Source organism: Paenibacillus alba (assembly GCF_013204855.1).
In the GTDB taxonomy this organism is placed as follows: Bacteria; Bacillota; Bacilli; order Paenibacillales; family NBRC-103111; genus Paenibacillus_E; species Paenibacillus_E alba.
Genome location: NZ_JABMKZ010000005.1, coordinates 1 through 18388, shown reverse-complemented (window position 1 = coordinate 18388; position 18388 = coordinate 1). Strand labels below are relative to the sequence as shown.

The window sequence follows — 18388 nt, the reverse complement described above, 5'->3', positions numbered from 1 at the left end:
TAAAACTAGGAAATATGAATTGATTTTAGGCATAAATATGCATTTTTTTACTATTTTAGAAATTCTATAACATATCGGAAATTTATTTTCGATAATCAAGGTATATCTATTTGCAAGGGGGACTGATCTGAACAAGCGAATTCAAGCCAGATGACTAGAGGCTCATTTCTCGAAGGAATGTACAAGCATTCCGCTCGGCAAAGAAGGGCCTTTATCATAAAAAATCTAAGGAGGAATTTATGATGAACTCAACCGTATCAAAAGGAAGGAAACATGGCATGCGGCTACTGGCTGCGGCGCTGCTTACCGCATCAAGCTTGGAAGCATTTCCCGAGAGAACGTTCGCTGCCGACGATTACTCGAGTACGGAATCCTTCGAGGCGCCTGCGCTTCCTTCCACCTGGAGCGTGGAGAACGGCGGCACTACGGTGCTGTCAAGCAAACATTACAAACATGGAAGTCGCTCCCTGCAATGGACATGGTCGAACGGCTCCAAACTGCGCGCCACGCAGCCTGCCAATCTGACCGCAGCAAACGTCAAAAGCGGCGGTATGAAGCTATGGATTTATAATGAGAATCCTGTTCAAGATCAAGTGGCATTCAACTTCGGCAAAACCACCGAAATTAACAGCGGCATCTTTCACTACACTTTCAAAGTGAATCTGAATTTCAAAGGATGGCGGGCCGTCTGGGTCAAGTTCAGAGAAGAGGGCAGAAATCCGGCTTATACGCAAAATCCGAACGAAATGCTCGAGACGATGCAGATCGTTCCGCCCGCTTCGGTGCCGTCGGGAAGTCTTTACTTCGACAATCTAGAATTTTCACCTTCTATGGTTCAGAGAAGATCGGCTGATTATCAGATGCCTAAACCCGGCATTAACGTTGGGGCCAGTACATGGGACAATGTCTACGCCTACAGCCAACAGCAGCCGACGATCCCGCTGCCATCGACCATTACGCAGCAGGAAATCGATGCGTTCAATACGATCTCAAACAAATACGAGAAGTGGGTTTACGGCGATGCGCTCCAGTATGCGAACTTGAGCGGGCCACTGAAAATGCGTTATGACGGCCTCCAAAATTTCATTCGCAAGGGACTTGCCGCTTACAATGCGCTGCATATCGTCAGACACCCAGGCGGCGCCATCACCGGAGAGGCGCTGTATGCCAACGCAGACCCGCATTTGCCCAAATTTGGCGAGAATGTCAGCAACACCGTGCTGCTGCCGCTCGTCTTCGATTACAAGATCAACGGCAATGCGGCAAGCAAACAAAAAGTGCTCGATGTGCTCGATTATATGAACGACCAAGGGTGGGCCGAAGGCAGCGCGATCGGCACGCAGGATCATGAAGCGAACAAGAACAGCGGGTATTTCCATGCCATTTATCTCATGCGCAATGAGCTGAAGACCGCAGGGATCTTCGATCGGGAGCTGAACACGATCTTCTGGTACGCCAATTTCGGCAAAACGTTCGACAACTCCGTCTATGTGGAGACGACGGCGGACGAAATGCGGACAAAATTCATGTACAATCTGCTTTACGTTCTGGGCATGGATAATACGCCGAAGAAAGTTCAGTACATGGAGGGCCTTGTCGGCTTGTATGAACAAGCACTACAAATCGCGCCTGGACTTGCCGATACGCTCAAACCTGACGGTACACTTTTCCATCATCAAGGAGTGTACTTGAACGCATACGGTGATCATGCGATACACACGACAGCCCTGATCGCCTACTTCCTGAGCGGAACACCTTATGCCCTGTCCGACGGCGCATTCAACAATATCAAAAAAGCACTGCTTACACTGGAGCTGGCGTCCAATAAATACGTCATGCCCGTTGGCGCGACCGGACGTTTCCCGGCATCAACCAGCCCGCTGACGAGCTTGCAGGGATACGCCTATCTGGCTATGGCGAAAACTCCAGTAGACACGGAACTCGCCTCCACCTTCATGAGATTGTGGGACCCTCAATCCAAAGTGCTGCAAGACCTTTTCAAACAATCCGACTCGTACGGCGTTGAATACCTGGATACGCTCGGCGGTCTGCAGTTGGCAGACAATCTGGCGAAGAAGGGAATCGCGCCGAAGGCGAATCCGCAAGGATACTGGGTTATGCCATACGGCGCAATGGCCGTGAACAGAATCAACGACAGGCTGATCGGCATTAAAGGTTGGAGCCGATATGTATGGGACTTCGAAGCCGGTGACAAACAGAATGTATACGGCCGGTATCAAAGTTACGGCAATATGCAAATCCTGCAAACCGGATTAACCTCGGGAATTGTCGAAAGCGGGATCAACGTAGAAAAAGGTTGGGATTGGAGCCGCTGGCCGGGTACGACGGCGAAGCGCCTGTCACTGGATGAGCTTGCGCTGAATGACGGTTTTGCGAGGTCTTACTCGGACAGCACATTCGTAGGAGGCGTGTCGTCTCAAAATAAATACGGCGTTTTCGCCATGAAACTGCACGATACCGTATATGATCCAAGCTTCCGCGCGAACAAGTCGGTCTTCTTTTTTGGCGATAAAATTGTCAGCTTAGGCTCGGACATTCAAAACACGGATTCTACGCACAACACGGAAACTACCTTGTTCCAATCGTATATGTCCAGCAATACGATGCCATTTTGGTTTAATTCTACAACTCCCGTCGTCAGCGCGACGTATTCGAGTACGATCACGAGTCCAACCTCGGCCTGGATCGTCGATCCTTACGGCAACGGATATGTGCTGCCCAATGCGGTTGGCACTATGATTGCTCGCGGCGTGCAAAATTCCAAAAACAACACAAGCACAAAAAATACGACCGGCAATTACACCACGGCCTATATCAATCACGGTTCTGCACCGGCATCGGCCGGCTACGAGTATGCCATCAAAATAGGGGCAGGCCCACAGGGGACGGCCAATTTCGCGAATAACACGCAATACACCGTTCTGCAAAAAAACAGCAATGCCCATATTGTTAATAACACGGAGCCGGGCAAGGACATAACCGGTTACGCCATATTTAACAGCAGTGTGCCGATTAACCAAGGTATGATTCGAAGCAGCAGCGATCCAATCATGGCGATGGTTCAGTCCATTAGCGCAAGCGAAGCCGTGCTGAGCGTGGCCGATCCCGATCTGCGGATTACCACAGAGCTGAGTCCGAGCGCTATGAAGAAGGACACGCTCCTCTTAAACGGCAAATGGCGTTTGAAAACCGCCAGCACCGAAGCGCGTGTGATCAGCACAACCGAGACGACAACAACCGTAGAATTTGACACCGTACACGGTAAGTCAATTGACATCACACTTGTAAAATAATGAAAAGGGTCTGCTGAGCGCACAAACGAAAAAACTATCCAGGAGCTGGATAGTTTCTTCGTTTATTCTTCTTCTAATAGCAAAGCGACGGCGAAATCTTCTTCCCATGCCAGAGGTTACAGATAAGCTTAACGGCCAAACTCCTTATCGATTATCTTATTGTGAGCCGGTACCACTTCCTGGGCTACCGAGTTGATGCACGTTACCAAAATATGCTGCCCGCCTAGTGATCCGACGGCTCTCGATTCAAATCCGAAAGTCCCCCCGGCATGCCCCCAGTATGATTGCCCGTCCGCAGTTTTTATTTCATAAATCCCTAGTCCGACTTTACCTATAGGTGAATCTACTGTCGTCAGCATCTGGTCCATTATCTCTTGATTCAAAAGCTTTCCACCCAACAGCGAACTGAAGAAAGTGGTCAAATCTTTGGCTGTTGAGACGATATCTCCGGCTGCATTTGCCCATGATTGACTCATTTCGGTTAAATCATACAAATGACCCGATCTGTCCATATTATATCCTGTGGCGTGCTTACCCGGAATATCGTGACTATTTTCCATTACAAATGTCTCTGTCATCCCGAGCGGTTCGATCAACCGTTTCCTGATCTGCTCCGCATATGTATCTCCTGTTATCTTCTGAATAATTTGACCGGCTAGTATAGTATTCATGTTCGAATAGTTCCAGCCCTGCCCTGGCGCATATACAGGCGGCTTTGCGAGTCCCATGCCGATAAGCTCATCGGACGAATAGTAACGGAATGGATTTTGAGGCAAGGTAATATCTCGAAAATCAAGATCAGTATAGCTCGCAAGCCCGCTTGTATGGTTCAATAACTGACGAATCGTGATTTTGTTGCCGTCATACCCATTACCCTTTATGACCCCCGGCAGCCATTTTTCGACCGAATCATCCAGGTTCAATTGTTTCTCCTCAGCCAACTGCAATACAACGGTAGCAGTGAATGTCTTCGTGATGCTTCCAATACGGAATGAAAAACCCGGCTCCACCGGGCGTGGTACTTCGAAACTTGCCGTACCTGTAGCGTAAGACCAGCGTTCCCCGTCCTGTAGCCCGCCAGCTATGACACTTGGGACTCTTTTGTTGGTAACTACTTGATCCATGACGCGTTTGACTTCTTCCCGATGCTTTCTTTTCTTTTCGTTCTCGTTATTGCCAGTTTTATCGATAGCTTGATAGGTTGCCGTCTGACCCTCTGCGTGGACAGTTCCATAAGCAGGGAAAGCCAGTGTACCCGCCAATATAGCTGTTAAAGTAAGTGCAACTCCTTTTTGAATGGTAAATGATTTCATATTGCATCGCTCCTATTTTTTAAAAATGTTGTGCTGCTTTACCCCCTCACCTTACCCCCGAAATTGTTAAATCGAACAGTGATAAAACCGCTAAACTTTTGATGACATCGTATTTGGACTGTCACATATACCGCATGACAAACTGTCAACTGTCTAATATGACGTGCTTGCTAAGCAACGCGATGTTATTTTGAAATATCCTTTTGCATTGGTTCAATGTTTTTGTCTATGTACTGTAACGAAACTTGTTCAAGGAGTTCCCTCCCGCCACAAATATAAACAGGGAGCTGCTCCGGCAAGCTACTCCCTGTTCAACTTCTATAATTTATAAAACCCTATTTATAGAGTTCATCGATCGGCATACCATCACCATTACAATTAACGTCAGCCCGAATAACAGCTATCTTCAAAAAGAGTGCTTTTCCTCGTTTCATAAACTGCACCTCACTTATTACAACTTATTCAACAAAACTCCCGTTAGTTCAGAAAAGGCAACTTAGGTTTGAGGAAAATAAAGATTTTATTATTTTATACTTCTTACATCTATATTCGTATTAGGAAGGAGGTGTAAGTAATCGAACCGCACTACACATCCATCACCAACTGGACTCTGGGCAACTACACCGACTTTTAAACTATGGATATTACTCATTCCAAAATACCGCACTAATGCCCACTCAATACCATCAAGAGAGTAATGAAAAGCTAAACAATTATCATATCGAGATACTCTTAAGAAAGGATTTGTATTCCCGACAAAGTCGCCGATACAATCATCTGAAATATCTTTTGTTACAACACTAATAATGGAAGGTCGCCCTCTAAAATCCTCATAACATAACTTGGCCCAGTTATTCTCGTCTGCCATTACCATAAGGCATCCGGAGTCATTCCGGTCACGTATGTCTACGCTGACCCGAGTGGTTAAAATAAAATTTGCACTTGTTGTCGTATATAGGAATGGAGCAGAATTTTTTCTTCTTTCCTGTGTTGGGTTATGGAAGAAGTCTGCACGAGGTGGCGCGGTAATCATAAGTAAATTTTGTTCAGAAAATTCCCATTCATGTGGTTCATTCATCCATTTAAGAGAAGTATTTAGACTCTTCCCCACGCAGTTATTAAAAAGACTCATATCTAACCATCGCCGCCCATCCGTATAGTATATATCTAGTGTGATTATAAAAGGGGTATTCATATGTTCCGTCATTCAAGTAGTTCAAGTGCCCTTGGCGTAAATATTTTGGATATCAACCCGAACGATAGGGAATGACATCCAGTTCACCTCATTTGGAATATTAATTCAATTGCAAATGTTGTTAACCCTATATTCAAGCATACAACTCTTCAAAGATGTTGTATCCGATTACCGAATCATCTGAACTTAGTAAATAAGTTCCGCATTTCTTAATCGTCCGCCAGTCCCATACAGGATTGCTTATTATATTTAACTATAGTTACTTTCCTCATAACCCCAAAACTCTAAAAGCCGTTTATTTTCTTTAATCTCATCCTCGGATAAACGGCCTAATTTCATTTTTGCAACTAGAAGAATATCTTTATTATTTGTATACGTAGTTCGACATAAGGCAATGTCCCCGATTTCCATTCCAAAAAAGATTGATACAAAGGTTCCAGGGCTTGTTCAGTTACCAATTTGTGATACTCGTCAATAATTTCACGTTCTTGATGTCGTTTTTGTTGCTTAGGAGTTAGTCTGTTCTCCAAGTTATTTGCCACTTCTTTTTATTGAACTACTGACTATGTAATGACATATACCGTTACCCAAATTCCAAAAGAAAAAGTTGAGACATCAATAACTGAGGATTTGAGTTCTTTTGACATCTCAAGCCCTCGTTCAAATTCTTTTTCTCTGTCTCTTATGTCGGGTATATTCAAAAATAATTGTTTCAACTCGTGAATGTTACTTTCAGGGATCGGGGACCAAAAGAAAGACTGCCGCGAATCAAAGCTCTCAATTATCGTTCCCAGTTAGCTCAACAATCAATTTAGGTTTATGTGCATCTTTCTTCAACACTCACCTTATCATTACTAATCGTGACCCTTGAATTTCCCAACAGTGATTCTGTATATCCGCAAATCGTTTTTTCTTTGGCATCTCCTCTTGAATCAATATATTTTATATATATAGCTCCTTCTCCAGTCAAGGTCAGTGCAGGCTTAATTTTCATGGTTTCACCGCTCTTTATTTTCGTTGTACGAATATCTTTTGAAGTGTCTTTTATTATTCCTGTCTCTACCGAGACAATATCGAAGTCTGATTTATTATTTATTGTGACTGAAAAGCTTTGGAATTGGCAAAAAATGTTGTCCTGAAGCCATTTGACGCCTAAAAAACCTATACTTACCAAAGAAAATGTTGAAACTAACAAAATAATAGCTCGTTTTTTTCGGTTCACATTCATAACCTCTTTTCAAGTTTGGCATCGAACCTCCCGATAGCTTAATGAGGCTGCCACTCTTTTTCGCGGCGGCAGTTTCAAATTGTAGTTTATATCGATTGCAGGAACGGTCCCCAGGTTTTGGAGTTGAGTAAACAATTTATTAAAAAAGAAAATCAAAGACTCTTCATTTGAACTGGATACGGTCAAAATAAATATAAAGCGAATCATATATTTCCTTGAGCGTACTACCTGTAGTTGATTGAAGCGAGATAAACAAATCAAGGTCTGCAGACAAATTGATCGCGGTACCTTTAGCCCTAGAATTTAACCGATTGATCACATTCTTATGGGTCGAAGCATCAATTCCAGATTGAATATAATACTTGTTTGCAATATTAAGCACGTATTCGTCAGACATACTAAATTTAATTCAACATATCACAATAATTGCTGCATTATCAATCCTGCCTGTTTAGTTGAGAAGGCTTGAATTAGCTAATGATGAATGGCCTTGCATGTAACTAACAACCCCTAAAAGCAAAAAAAGTGATAGTTTACAAAAGTAAACTATCACTAACGGAATTTATCTTTCACTAACGATCTTTATTTCCCTTGATCATTTAACCGCAAAGGGAGACACCTCTCGAAACTTTTCAAAAGAGTAGCGACCACGTTTTGAGGCAGGTTATATGGCAAAAAAGAGGTCCCCTACTTATTGAATAGGAGACCTCTTTTAATGGTTGAATGAATTTACAATAACTCAATTTTAAACAAGTCCTCCAAATCTTTGCCTAGAAGGTCACTCAGTTTTTTTGCAGTTGCCGGCCCTACAGATTTAATTGATCTTTCAAGTAAGCTGACATAAGCATGGCTTAATCCCGAATGCTTCGCCAGCTCTCTTTGGGAATATCCCTTTATAACTCGTGCTTTAACGAATTCATCGGTTTTGGCCATTATTTTCATACCCCTACTCCCTTTTCCTTCATGTGTAAAACAGCAAATTCATTGTGGTGTGATGGTGTCATCACTCTCACGTTCTCATTCTGTTCCCCTTGCAACCATTATACCATTATTTTTTACTAATGCAACCATATTTGTTTACCTTAGTAATCATTAATAAGAGTTTTAATATTTCCAGACTACTTCTGGACAGCAAGGACTATACGCCCATCATTGCTGAATAGATGATCTTGATGCCTATTTGAAAAATAAATACGACTAATAAAATATAAGAGGCATTAATCGCGCAGCTAATCAAAAATAATTCACAGCACAGCCAAGATCCAGATGAGCAAGGCCAGCACTCCCGCGCACCGGATTCCAAAACCGAGCCGATAGTATCCCAAAACGTGACGGCAATTCCTGATATGGCCGAAGGCAGAAAGATAGTCGGACACCAATAATAGTTTAAAAACAATGTAAACAGATGAAATTCTACAGTTGGTTATAAATGAACTCACCGAAAAAGATTAAAAGAATATATTATAACAATAATTAAATACAAAGGAGGTTAATGTGTCGTGTCGCAAGCAAATATACCTAATATTTCACCTAACATTTCAGTTACTCGTGATGAAGCGATCAATTTATTGTTATCATCAATTGCCCTAGAAGAGTTAGGATTAAGCCATATTCTCAATGCGGAAGGTGAAAAACTTCAGTATGTTTTAGGAACGCTTCCCGGGTTGTCCGGACCGCCCGCCACAATCAGTGATCTTTTATTAATTAATAACAGTGTACAAAGCACAATTAATACGGTAGCAAAAAAAGAATTTTTACTTCAAACGAAGCTGGAGAGTATTCTTTCAACACCCATCTCGGTTGGGACTCCAGGTCCTACAGGACCAACTGGGCCAACTGGCGGTACCGCCGGAGCAACAGGGGCTACTGGAGCTACGGGAGCCGTAGGTACAACAGGAGCAACTGGTGCCGCGGGTGCTACAGGGGCAACTGGTGTAGCTGGCTCAGTTGGTGACACGGGGGCTACGGGAACCGCAGGTACAACAGGAGCTACGGGTGTAACAGGTCCAATTGGTGACACGGGAACCGCAGGCGCCACAGGAGCTACAGGTGTAACAGGTCCAATTGGTGACACAGGAGCTACGGGTGTAACAGGTCCAATTGGTGACACGGGAGCCGCAGGGGCCACAGGAGCTACGGGTGTAACAGGTCCAATTGGTGACACGGGAACCGAAGGCGCCACAGGAGCTACGGGTGTAACAGGTCCAATTGGTGACACGGGAACCGAAGGCGCCACAGGAGCTACGGGTGTAACAGGTCCAATTGGTGACACGGGAGCCGCGGGGGCCACAGGAGCTACGGGTGTAACTGGCCCGATTGGTGACACGGGAACCGCTGGGGCCACAGGAGCTACGGGTGTAACAGGTCCAATTGGTGACACGGGAACCGCAGGGGCCACAGGAGCTACAGGTGTAGCAGGACCAATTGGTGACACGGGAACCGCAGGGGCCACAGGAGCTACAGGTGTAGCAGGACCAATTGGTGACACGGGGGCTACAGGGGCCGTGGGTGCTACGGGAACCGCAGGTGCTACAGGAGCTACAGGGGCCACAGGAACAGCGGCAGTATCAAATTTTGCTGATTTTTTTGCGCTGATGCCTCCTGATAATGCAGCAACAGTTGCTCCTGGCACCGACATAAGCTTTCCCCAAGATGGTCCTGCGAGCGGGACTACAATTACCCGTACAGGTCCCAGTTCATTTAACTTAGCGGCGATTGGCATCTATCAGGTCTTATTTCAGGTAAGTGTAACGGAACCTGGTCAATGGGTTTTAACCCTTAATGGCACTGAATTAGCTAATACGGTGGCTGGGCGGGCGACAGGTACTTCTCAAATAGCAGGCATGGGTATGGTGCAAACGACAGTCATCAATTCCATACTCACTGTAAGGAATCCTGCGAGCAATTCCACGGCTCTAACCATAACTCCTGTCGCGGGAGGAACACTACCTGTTTCCGCACATCTCGTAATTACGCAATTGGCATAGTGACTACTACTACTACGTCAAGTCATTCAAACGACAGGGCTGACTTATGAGCGAATAAGCACTTGGGCATGACATCATGAAAAGCCGGTTTCCATCCTGGGAAACCGGCTTTTGTTCGTTCAAGTCTGCAATCAAGGGAGCCTTGAACATCCCTAATCCAAATCATTTAACTTGCTCAGCAGAAGCCTAACCTTGGAATCTGTATCCGAATCCTGAGCCGGCGTGTACACACTGCATCTTAAATCTGTTCTCCCCTGCACTTGAAGTGTCGTCAAATCGAACAGCATTTTCCCTACTTTCGCATGGCGGAATTCAATGAATACCTCCGGTGCCGAGCTAACGTCGCTTTGGTCCCAGAATGTACGAAAATCTTTGTTCTGCTCACTAATCTTCTCGATAAACTCACTGTACCAGTTATCGGCCACATATTGTCCGTAATAGGAGCGAAACATCGCAAGAAAACCTTTAACAAAATCACTCCAGTTCACAGCCAACGCCTTTAATTCTTTTCTTGTGAACAACAGCCAGATCATATTCCTTTGTTCGAGAGGAATAAGGGCAAAGTCGAGGAATATCGCTGCTGCCGCTTGATTCCATCCGACAATGTTGCATCTGCGATCCGAAATAATCGTGGGACAATCATGCAGCTCGTTCAGAATCCTGCTGAGTGCTGGGCTAATGGTTGGGGTTTTATCTTCAAAGGTAGTTGGTGCCGGCTGCTCAAGAGCGAGCATGAAAAGATACTGACGCTCATCTTCATTCAACTGCAAAGCCAGAGCAATGCTATCCAATACTTGGACAGACATCTTAATTTCCCTGCCCTGTTCCAACCAGGTATACCAGGTTGTAGAGACCCCTGCTATTGCGGCCACTTCTTCCCGGCGCAAGCCAGGGGTTCGTCTGCGCCCTCCACTCAGGATTCCCGCTTCACTAGGCTGAATTCTTGCTCGATGGGCTGTCAGAAACCCAGATAAGGCTTGAAGTCGTTCCTTGGCATTCATCGTTTCCCCTCCTTGGACATGAATCATAGCAGTCATTATACCAGTATAAACGGTAACTTGTAATAGGATAACATATGTGACAATCTAATAGCATAACACGTAAGGAGGAACACGAAATGAAACGAGTCGTTATTACGGGCATGGGTGTTATTACACCGATAGGCAATGATGTAGACACTTTCTGGAGCAATCTGACAAATGGCAAATCAGGCATCTCCAAAATCGACCATATGGATGTTTCCGCTTATAAAACAGACTTTGCGGGCGTTGTCCGAGATTTTGATGCCGAGGCCGCTGTCGGCCGGCGGGATGTGCGGCGGATGGATCGTTACTGCCAATTCGCGGTTGCCGCGGCCAAGCAAGCCTTGGACGATGCAGGCTTGGTTATTGATGCAAGCAATGAGGAGCGGGTCGGCGTCTATATCGGTTCGGGGATTGGCGGGATTCAGACGATTCTGGACAACTACCGCACGTTGCTCAGCCGTGGGCCAAGCCGTGTCAGCCCCGTTGTGGTGCCGATGATGATCGCTAATATGGCCGCAGCGCAGGTCAGCATCTTGTACGGGGCGAAGGGCCCTTCACTCGCCCCAGTTACGGCTTGCGCCACCGGCAATAATGCGATTGGCGAAGCCTTTAAGCTGATCCAGCGCGGAGGCGCAGACGCCGTCATTGCCGGCGGCGCCGAAGCGACGGTCACCGACCTAGCGCTGGCCGGCTTCGGCAACGCGACGGCGCTGTCGACGCGCTGTGACACACCGGAGCAGGCGAGCCGCCCGTTCGACGCGCAGCGGGACGGCTTCGTCTCCGCCGAAGGAGCCGGCGTGCTCGTGCTCGAGTCGCTCGAGCATGCCGAGCGGCGTGGAGCCACAATCCATGCCGAAATCGTCGGCTATGGCTCTACCTCCGACGCCTACCACATCGTGGCGACGGATCCAACAGGCTCGGGGGCGTTCCGAGCCATGCGCGAAGCTGTCTCCGACGCCGGAATTGCGGCGGAAGAGATCAGCACGATCAATGCGCATGCGACGAGCACGATCGCCGGCGATCTCTCGGAGACGCTGGCCATCAAGCAGCTGCTCGGCAGCGCCGCCTATCAAGTGCCTATCTCGGCCAATAAGTCGATGATTGGTCATATGCTTGGCGCAGCCGGGGGTGTTGAAGCCGTAGCGCTGATTAGAACTTTGCAGGACAACTTGATTCCGCCTACGATCAATTTGGAAAATCCAGATCCTGCGTGTGATTTGGATTATGTGCCGCTTGTAGCAAGACGCGCTGCACTTCAATACGGTTTATCCAGCTCATTTGGATTCGGCGGTCATAACGCCGTGCTTATTTTCAAAAAATACGAATAAAAGTTATGAAATTTTCTCCCCTCCTAATTGTAATTACTTTAGTAAACTGTTACTATTAAATTGTTTACTAATGTTTACTTTTGTTTGTGAGGGTGAGAATCCATGTATTTCTACGATAAATTAAAAGATATGCGCAAATTAAAGGGCTTCACGATACGTGAGCTTGCTGATCGCTCAGGGGTTTCGGCAGCCTATATCTCACAGTTGGAGAACGGGAATCGCGGTATCCCCTCTCCCGAAGTGTTAATGAAGCTGTCCGAGGGACTCAACACTTCTTATTCGGAACTTATGGACATTGCTGGCTATCTGGAATCTTCACCGTCGACCGAAAACTTCCAAAGCAATCCCGTCAATTTGCGGCGTTTTCTCCGTGAAAATGAGCTCATGTTCGATGGTGTGCTGCTTACCGCTGATGATAAAGAGTGGGTTGAACGCATGCTGACGGTCCTTTTCTGGAAAGAGCGGCAATCTGCGAAAAGTGATACGCAATAAACGATTGAAACAAGCGGCAGTGAACATGATAAACCTGCAAATGTGCATCCTTTATCCCCTGAAAATTACTCTTTCAAGGAAATTCCTGCGATTCTGCATGCTTTTGGCGCCTTTTCTTCATTTCTGGAGCAAAAAGCTTAAAATGCCTGCATTATTGCAGGCATTTTCATTTTCTGCACGATTTAACGAAAAATTCCTGCACTATCGCAGGTTTTTCTTCCCGCTCAGACTTCCCTCTTTCCGCATAAGCCAAAATCACGCAAACTAATATCAAAGCCAGTCAACCCCAAACTCTTACACTCTTTACACGACTTACACGACTTACACGATCATCCAAGTAAACATCATCCAATGTACGTGTTCAAACAAACTAAAAAACCTCCAACCCCACGCTAACGAGGAGCAGAAGGCTATTTACTTTCACCACTTTATTTAACAAAACCATTCCGAATTAGGCTAATCATCATTTCCACATTCGGGTAGTTTGCTTCTTCATACTGCTTGACGACCTCTTCAACGGGATAGGAAATCCGCTCGATGGAAGTGCTGAGATTCCCTTGCTGAATGTCAACGATCACATAAGCGGCTTTGGCCAGCCCATCAAATGGAAGCCCGACACTTCCCACATTGATCAGTATTTTACCGTCCAAATAACGAATGTAGGGCCTGTGAATATGCGCGTAGATGTAGACATCAGCTTCTGAGCCGGACATCAGCTTGGTTTTCAGCACGTCATCGCCTGCGCCTGGCAGCACGATCTCGAATAGGCTGTCCGGCGTTGCATGAAAGGCATGAATCTTCATACCTTCGATTTCCAAATTCAATTCGGTGGGCAAACCGTCCAAATAGGCGATATCCGCTGAATCCAGCTGAGCTGCCGTCCATTCCCGTTCTTGCCTCATCATCGCAATTGCCTGTTCAGGAACTTCTCCTTGATTCACGCCGCGAATCACCCATTCATCGGCATTGCCTTTAATCACCTTCGTCTGTAAGGAACGAATCAAGGCAAGGGATCGTTTAGGATCTGGCCCGCGGTAGCATAAATCTCCAAGCACATAAATCTGATCAATCTGCTTCCGGGTGATATCCGCCAATACCGCTTCAAGCGCCAATGAGTTCCCATGGATGTCCGATATAAAAGCTATTCTCACGCCTAATCCCCCTGATTCCTGATTCCAGCTATTTCTTGATTGGATAATCAATCACGATCACATTGTCAACCAACCCATCAATGGATTTCACGAACTGCTGATGCAGCGGATGCGGGCCATATTGCCGCAATGACTCTTGATCTTGAAACGTCACGCGAAGACCGATGGTATATCCCTGAATGTTGTCCGTTTCTTCGGTTTCATTGCTGCCTGCTGTGATCTCAACGATGCCAGGAATTTGATTTTTGAAAGCTAACAAGGTTTCGATCAACTCTTGCTCTTTCGATGCGTCTAATGGCTGCTTAAATTTAAATGAGACCATATGTTCAAACATCATGGTTTATCCCCTTTCATTTATTTTAAAATTCCAAACTTTGTCCTGGTTCCATGACTTGTCCCTTGATCCCCTCAGCAGATAGACTTTCCACAAAAGCATGAGGGTCCTGCTCAATCAACGGAAATGTATCATAGTGCATGGGAATAACCATTTTGGCTTGTAAAAACCGGGCAGCTATAACGGCATCGCTAGGCCCCATGGTGAAGTTATCGCCAATCGGCAGGAATGCCAAATCAATGTTATGTAAGTTGCCGATGAGCTGCATATCCCCAAAAAGTCCCGTGTCCCCGGCGTGATAAATCGTTTTGCCCTCCGCTTGGATCAGAAAACCGCTGGCCATTCCAGCATAAATGCTTTCTTGCGTGCCCGGCGGGTTAAAGGAAGAATCGTGCAGGGCGAGTGTCATTTTTATTTTACCAAAAGGAAATTCAAACGAACCTCCGATACCCATCGGATGTGTCTTAGCCCCTTGGAAAGCCAGATATCGGCAAAGATCATTCGGAGCGATAATTGTGGCTTGATTACGTTCAGCAATCTCTAAAGAATCGCCCAGATGGTCATTATGACCATGCGTGACCAGAATATAGCTTACCTTGATGTCTTCCGGCTTCACAATCGCCTTAGGATTATGACGCAAGAATGGATCTATAATGATCGCATGCTCTTTGAATCGAATCTCGATACAGCTTTGTCCATGAAAAATAAGGTTCATCTCCGTATGCCTCCGTCTTTCATCATTTTTTGGCTGTCTTGCTTCCACATCATCTATTTTAACATATTTTATTTGCCAAATTAAAAGATGATCTTTATACTATACATAGATATTCGATGCATAGATAACCTATACATTTAAACAAAGGAGCATGCCTCGCATGAAAATTAACAAGGAGCTTATGAAAGGAAGTACTGTCATTCTCATTCTGACGCTCTTGAACCGCAAGGACATGTATGGATACGAGATGACCAAGGAGATGGAAATGCACACGGATGGGGTTTTCACCCTTAAGGAAGGCACTTTGTATCCCATTCTTCATACACTTGAAGCAGAGAAATATGTTGAAGCGTACTGGGATGAAAAAGAGGGGCGCAAACGGAAGTATTATCGCATCACGAAGAGCGGCAAGGCCGAGCTTGGTCTGAAGAAGGAAGAATGGCAGCTTTTCCGCAGCACCGTTGAACGTGTGATTGGAGAGGGTGGCGTATGATGCAGCTCAAATATGAGGAAAACATCCGCGAGTTTTTGAAGCAGGTCCTCTCTCATATCCGAGCGAAAGAAGTTCATCGCGAGGTGCGAATGGAGCTTGAAAGTCACTTGCAAGATATCATTGAGGAGAAATTAAGTAGAGGGATTGCACTAAACACGGCCATTCAAGAAGCCATCAGCCAGATGGGTGCTCCTGAATTGATAGGCGCACAGTTTCACAAGGTACATCGGCCTCGGACGGATTGGAAGCTGCTTGCCCTTATGGCTGTGTTTATGCTGTTTGGCCTTGTCGCCGTTTTTGCCGCTCAAGTCTCGCTAAGCGAACGCATACCCTTTAACCAGATAGGTATGACGCAAGTTATCTATACGTGTGTTGGCGTAGTACTCATGCTCACCATTGGCTTTGCAAACTATCAGAAAATGGCCAAATACTCTTGGACCTTATACGTTGGAACGCTGCTCCTCCTGCTTTACACCATAAATACAGGAGCAAGGGTAAACGGGTTACATAGTTATTTACAATTCGGAGCAATACCTATTAATTTCGTCTCACTTTCACCCTACTTCATCTTGCTGTCATTAGCTGGCATATGGAGCACTTCATCCAAAGTTAAAAGCAACGAATCGTTCATCCGCTCAATGGCTCGCAAGGTTTGGATCAACTTTGGCATCGTTTTGCTTCCCAGTATGATTATCTTAAAAGCTCACTCCATCGTAGATTTTGTGATCCTTATTGTGGGATGCATGGTCATGCTGCTTGTATTAAAAACAAAACGAAGAATCTTTCTTACCCATATTAGCTTGCTATTCGCAACCATACTCTTCGTGTTGTTTAAAGAAACTTACATATCTTATCGTCTTATGCGTTTGACAGCCTTTTTAAATCCAAGTGACGATCCATTAGGCACCAATTATGTCCTTACCCAATCCAAAAAAGCGATCGAATCCGCCGGCTGGTGGGGGCATGGCTTCGGGTCATCATTCACCACACTGCCCGAATTTCACTCCACTATGATGTTCCCGTTTCTGATCTATTGTTTCGGATGGCTTGCGGGCATCTTGATCCTAATGCTGGTCATTCTATTCATCTTTCATTCGCTGCAAATCAGCAAAAAGGTGCACGACCCCTACGGGAAAGCTTTGATTTCTAGTCTGCTTGCTCTATTTGTGATTTAGTTTATTTGGCCTATGCTCATGTCTTTGGGATGGGCGCCACTAAGTTCCTTCGCAATTCCCTTTATCAGCTATCAGGGTGCTCATATCGTCTTTCAATTCGCCGCTATCGGCGTTATTCTTAGTGTTTACAGACGCAAGGACATCATTCCCAGCATCTCAAAACCGAAATAATCTCCCGCTTCATAAAATCAAAGTCCCCCAATCGGATCACTTCCCTTGGCGGACTTTAGCTTTCCCATACACATTCCTCAGCCCTCTTATCCTGTAATAAACCACGGAACACCGTCATTCTTAACTGATGCGTGTCTGTTCGATCCCGATAATCGATTCTACAGCACAATTCCGGCCTAATCCACTGCGTGTTTGCTTCTTTGACGGTATGCAGCTCTTTGCTCAAAGAAAGGATCAAATTCTTGTCCGCCTGGCTAAAACCATCTGAAACCACACCAACTGGCTTATTTTTCACTGTCCTAAAATGTAGCCCGATGACTAACGAGAAAGGCTCCTCGCGGTATCCGAGAATCATCACATCAATCGTTTTAGCATGCTTCATTTTCAGCCAATCTGCGCTTACCGTATCCTGTATGTACTTTGAATCCTTACGCTTGGCGACGATCCCTTCCATGTTGCGTTCTTTCATTAAGCTCGAAAGTATCGTGCCCTGACCTTCAACAAACATCGTAGCCATCAGGCTTGACGAAGTATCGACGACAGCGGACAAGCGCTTTTTCCTTTCACTGAGCGGCTCATTCCAACATTCTTTCTCTGCAAGCAAGATATCGAAGGCAACGAATACAGCTGGGTGGGTGTGAACAGCCTGTTTGATTTTAGCTGTAAGACTGATTCGACCTCGATAGGCAAAATCATCAAAGACAGGCCTTCCGCTCCGCAACACAATCCCCTCACAGTCCAAAATAACCGCATGAGCTTTGATGGATTGCGCCTCTTCCTTTAATTCAGGGAACTTGGCTGTCACCAACTGGCCATCGCGTGTATAAGCCTCTATACGCTCCCCTTGCTTGTGAAGCAGGATCCGTCCCCCATCCCACTTGGGTTCAAATAGATAATCATCATCATCAAAAGGCTCATCCACGCTACTGGCGAGCATCGGTTTAATCGATGTGAATAACACGACAACACCTCCTAAGATCATTGTCGGGTTTTTGAGTAGCTTCTAAACGAACAGTACGATTTCATTTTCACCCTTGCTTCTGGGCGGGTTAAGGTGTTTTCTATAGCTGAGGAGGAACTACGATACGCTATTTCATGAAAACAAGCTGCATATACACGCGAAAAGGAACTGGAGTCCCCTATTTAGGGAATTTCAACTCGTTTTAGAGCCAAATTCACCAAATAAGGGACCACAGTTCCGTCTGACCTGCTGATTCACCACTTTTAAGCCAATTAACGTACTACAGTTCCGTTTCAGCTCATTTCTGACTTGCCATGCACGTGCACATGCATACTCATACTCATACGCATACTCACACCCTCACTCTCACTGCTTCTGGGCGGGGTAAGGTGTTTTCTATAGCTGAGGAGGAACTACGATACGCTATTTCATGAAAACAAGCTGCATATACACGCGAAAAGGAACTGGAGTCCCCTATTTAGGGAATTTCAACTCGTTTTAGAGCC

General features: G+C 45.8%; 14 protein-coding genes and 1 pseudogene. 6 read left to right on the top strand and 9 right to left on the bottom strand.

What is annotated here, in order from left to right; genetic code table 11:
• The first annotated feature begins 239 nt into the window (after positions 1-239).
• Positions 240-3314, top strand: coding sequence for a chondroitinase family polysaccharide lyase (locus HQN90_RS09000; RefSeq protein WP_173217467.1), 3075 nt, complete (start codon positions 240-242; stop codon positions 3312-3314).
• Between the two features lie 128 nt (positions 3315-3442).
• Here HQN90_RS09000 and HQN90_RS08995 read toward each other — a convergent pair.
• The 4 genes and pseudogenes from HQN90_RS08995 to HQN90_RS08980 form a co-directional block, all read right to left on the bottom strand.
• A pseudogene (locus HQN90_RS08995) lies at positions 3443-4483 on the bottom strand (serine hydrolase domain-containing protein); the annotation flags it as partial.
• 667 nt (positions 4484-5150) lie between these two features.
• Positions 5151-5759: a DUF1349 domain-containing protein gene (locus HQN90_RS08990; protein WP_173217465.1), complete on the bottom strand. Its 609-nt coding sequence runs from the start codon at positions 5757-5759 to the stop codon at positions 5151-5153.
• Between the two features lie 880 nt (positions 5760-6639).
• Positions 6640-7044 (bottom strand): hypothetical protein, encoded by a 405-nt coding sequence (locus HQN90_RS08985; RefSeq protein ID WP_173217464.1) that lies wholly within the window; start codon positions 7042-7044, stop codon positions 6640-6642.
• Positions 7045-7779: 735 nt separating this feature from the next.
• On the bottom strand, positions 7780-7983 hold the full coding sequence (locus HQN90_RS08980; protein WP_246362180.1) for a helix-turn-helix domain-containing protein: 204 nt from the start codon (positions 7981-7983) through the stop codon (positions 7780-7782).
• 566 nt (positions 7984-8549) lie between these two features.
• Here HQN90_RS08980 and HQN90_RS39285 point away from each other — a divergent pair.
• The gene (locus tag HQN90_RS39285) at positions 8550-10037 is read left to right on the top strand and encodes an alpha-helical endospore appendage domain-containing protein (protein WP_173217463.1); all 1488 of its coding nucleotides are present in this window, start codon (positions 8550-8552) and stop codon (positions 10035-10037) included.
• Positions 10038-10189: 152 nt separating this feature from the next.
• Here HQN90_RS39285 and HQN90_RS08970 read toward each other — a convergent pair whose 3' ends face one another.
• A complete protein-coding gene (locus HQN90_RS08970) occupies positions 10190-11038 on the bottom strand; it encodes a helix-turn-helix transcriptional regulator (protein WP_173217462.1) in 849 nt (282 codons plus the stop codon).
• A 116-nt stretch (positions 11039-11154) separates the two neighbouring features.
• On the opposite strand from HQN90_RS08970, the gene fabF reads away from it, so the two are divergent.
• Both fabF and HQN90_RS08960 read left to right on the top strand, forming a co-directional pair.
• Complete coding sequence (gene fabF, locus HQN90_RS08965; RefSeq protein WP_173217461.1) at positions 11155-12390, top strand: beta-ketoacyl-ACP synthase II; 1236 nt, start codon at positions 11155-11157, stop codon at positions 12388-12390.
• 102 nt (positions 12391-12492) lie between these two features.
• A complete protein-coding gene (locus tag HQN90_RS08960) occupies positions 12493-12882 on the top strand; it encodes a helix-turn-helix domain-containing protein (protein WP_173217460.1) in 390 nt (129 codons plus the stop codon).
• Positions 12883-13310: 428 nt separating this feature from the next.
• Here HQN90_RS08960 and HQN90_RS08955 read toward each other — a convergent pair whose 3' ends face one another.
• Genes HQN90_RS08955 through HQN90_RS08945 form a run of 3 tightly spaced genes read right to left on the bottom strand, consistent with a single transcriptional unit; the run spans position 13311 to position 15082 of the window.
• Positions 13311-14033 carry a metallophosphoesterase family protein gene (locus HQN90_RS08955; RefSeq protein WP_173217459.1) on the bottom strand — a complete coding sequence of 241 codons (723 nt, stop codon included), beginning with the start codon at positions 14031-14033 and terminating at the stop codon, positions 13311-13313.
• Between the two features lie 28 nt (positions 14034-14061).
• Complete coding sequence (locus HQN90_RS08950) at positions 14062-14370, bottom strand: Dabb family protein (RefSeq protein WP_246362179.1); 309 nt, start codon at positions 14368-14370, stop codon at positions 14062-14064.
• Positions 14371-14392: 22 nt separating this feature from the next.
• A complete protein-coding gene (locus HQN90_RS08945; protein ID WP_173217458.1) occupies positions 14393-15082 on the bottom strand; it encodes a metal-dependent hydrolase in 690 nt (229 codons plus the stop codon).
• A 160-nt stretch (positions 15083-15242) separates the two neighbouring features.
• On the opposite strand from HQN90_RS08945, the gene HQN90_RS08940 reads away from it, so the two are divergent.
• Positions 15243-15575, top strand: coding sequence for a PadR family transcriptional regulator (locus HQN90_RS08940; protein ID WP_173217457.1), 333 nt, complete (start codon positions 15243-15245; stop codon positions 15573-15575).
• A complete protein-coding gene (locus HQN90_RS08935) occupies positions 15572-16750 on the top strand; it encodes an FtsW/RodA/SpoVE family cell cycle protein (RefSeq protein WP_173217456.1) in 1179 nt (392 codons plus the stop codon). The genes HQN90_RS08940 and HQN90_RS08935 overlap by 4 nt, the downstream gene beginning before the upstream one ends.
• A gap of 226 nt (positions 16751-16976) precedes the next feature.
• On the opposite strand, the gene HQN90_RS08930 is transcribed toward HQN90_RS08935, so the two are convergent.
• Complete coding sequence (locus HQN90_RS08930) at positions 16977-17882, bottom strand: ATP-dependent DNA ligase (protein ID WP_173217455.1); 906 nt, start codon at positions 17880-17882, stop codon at positions 16977-16979.
• Positions 17883-18388 lie beyond the last annotated feature (506 nt).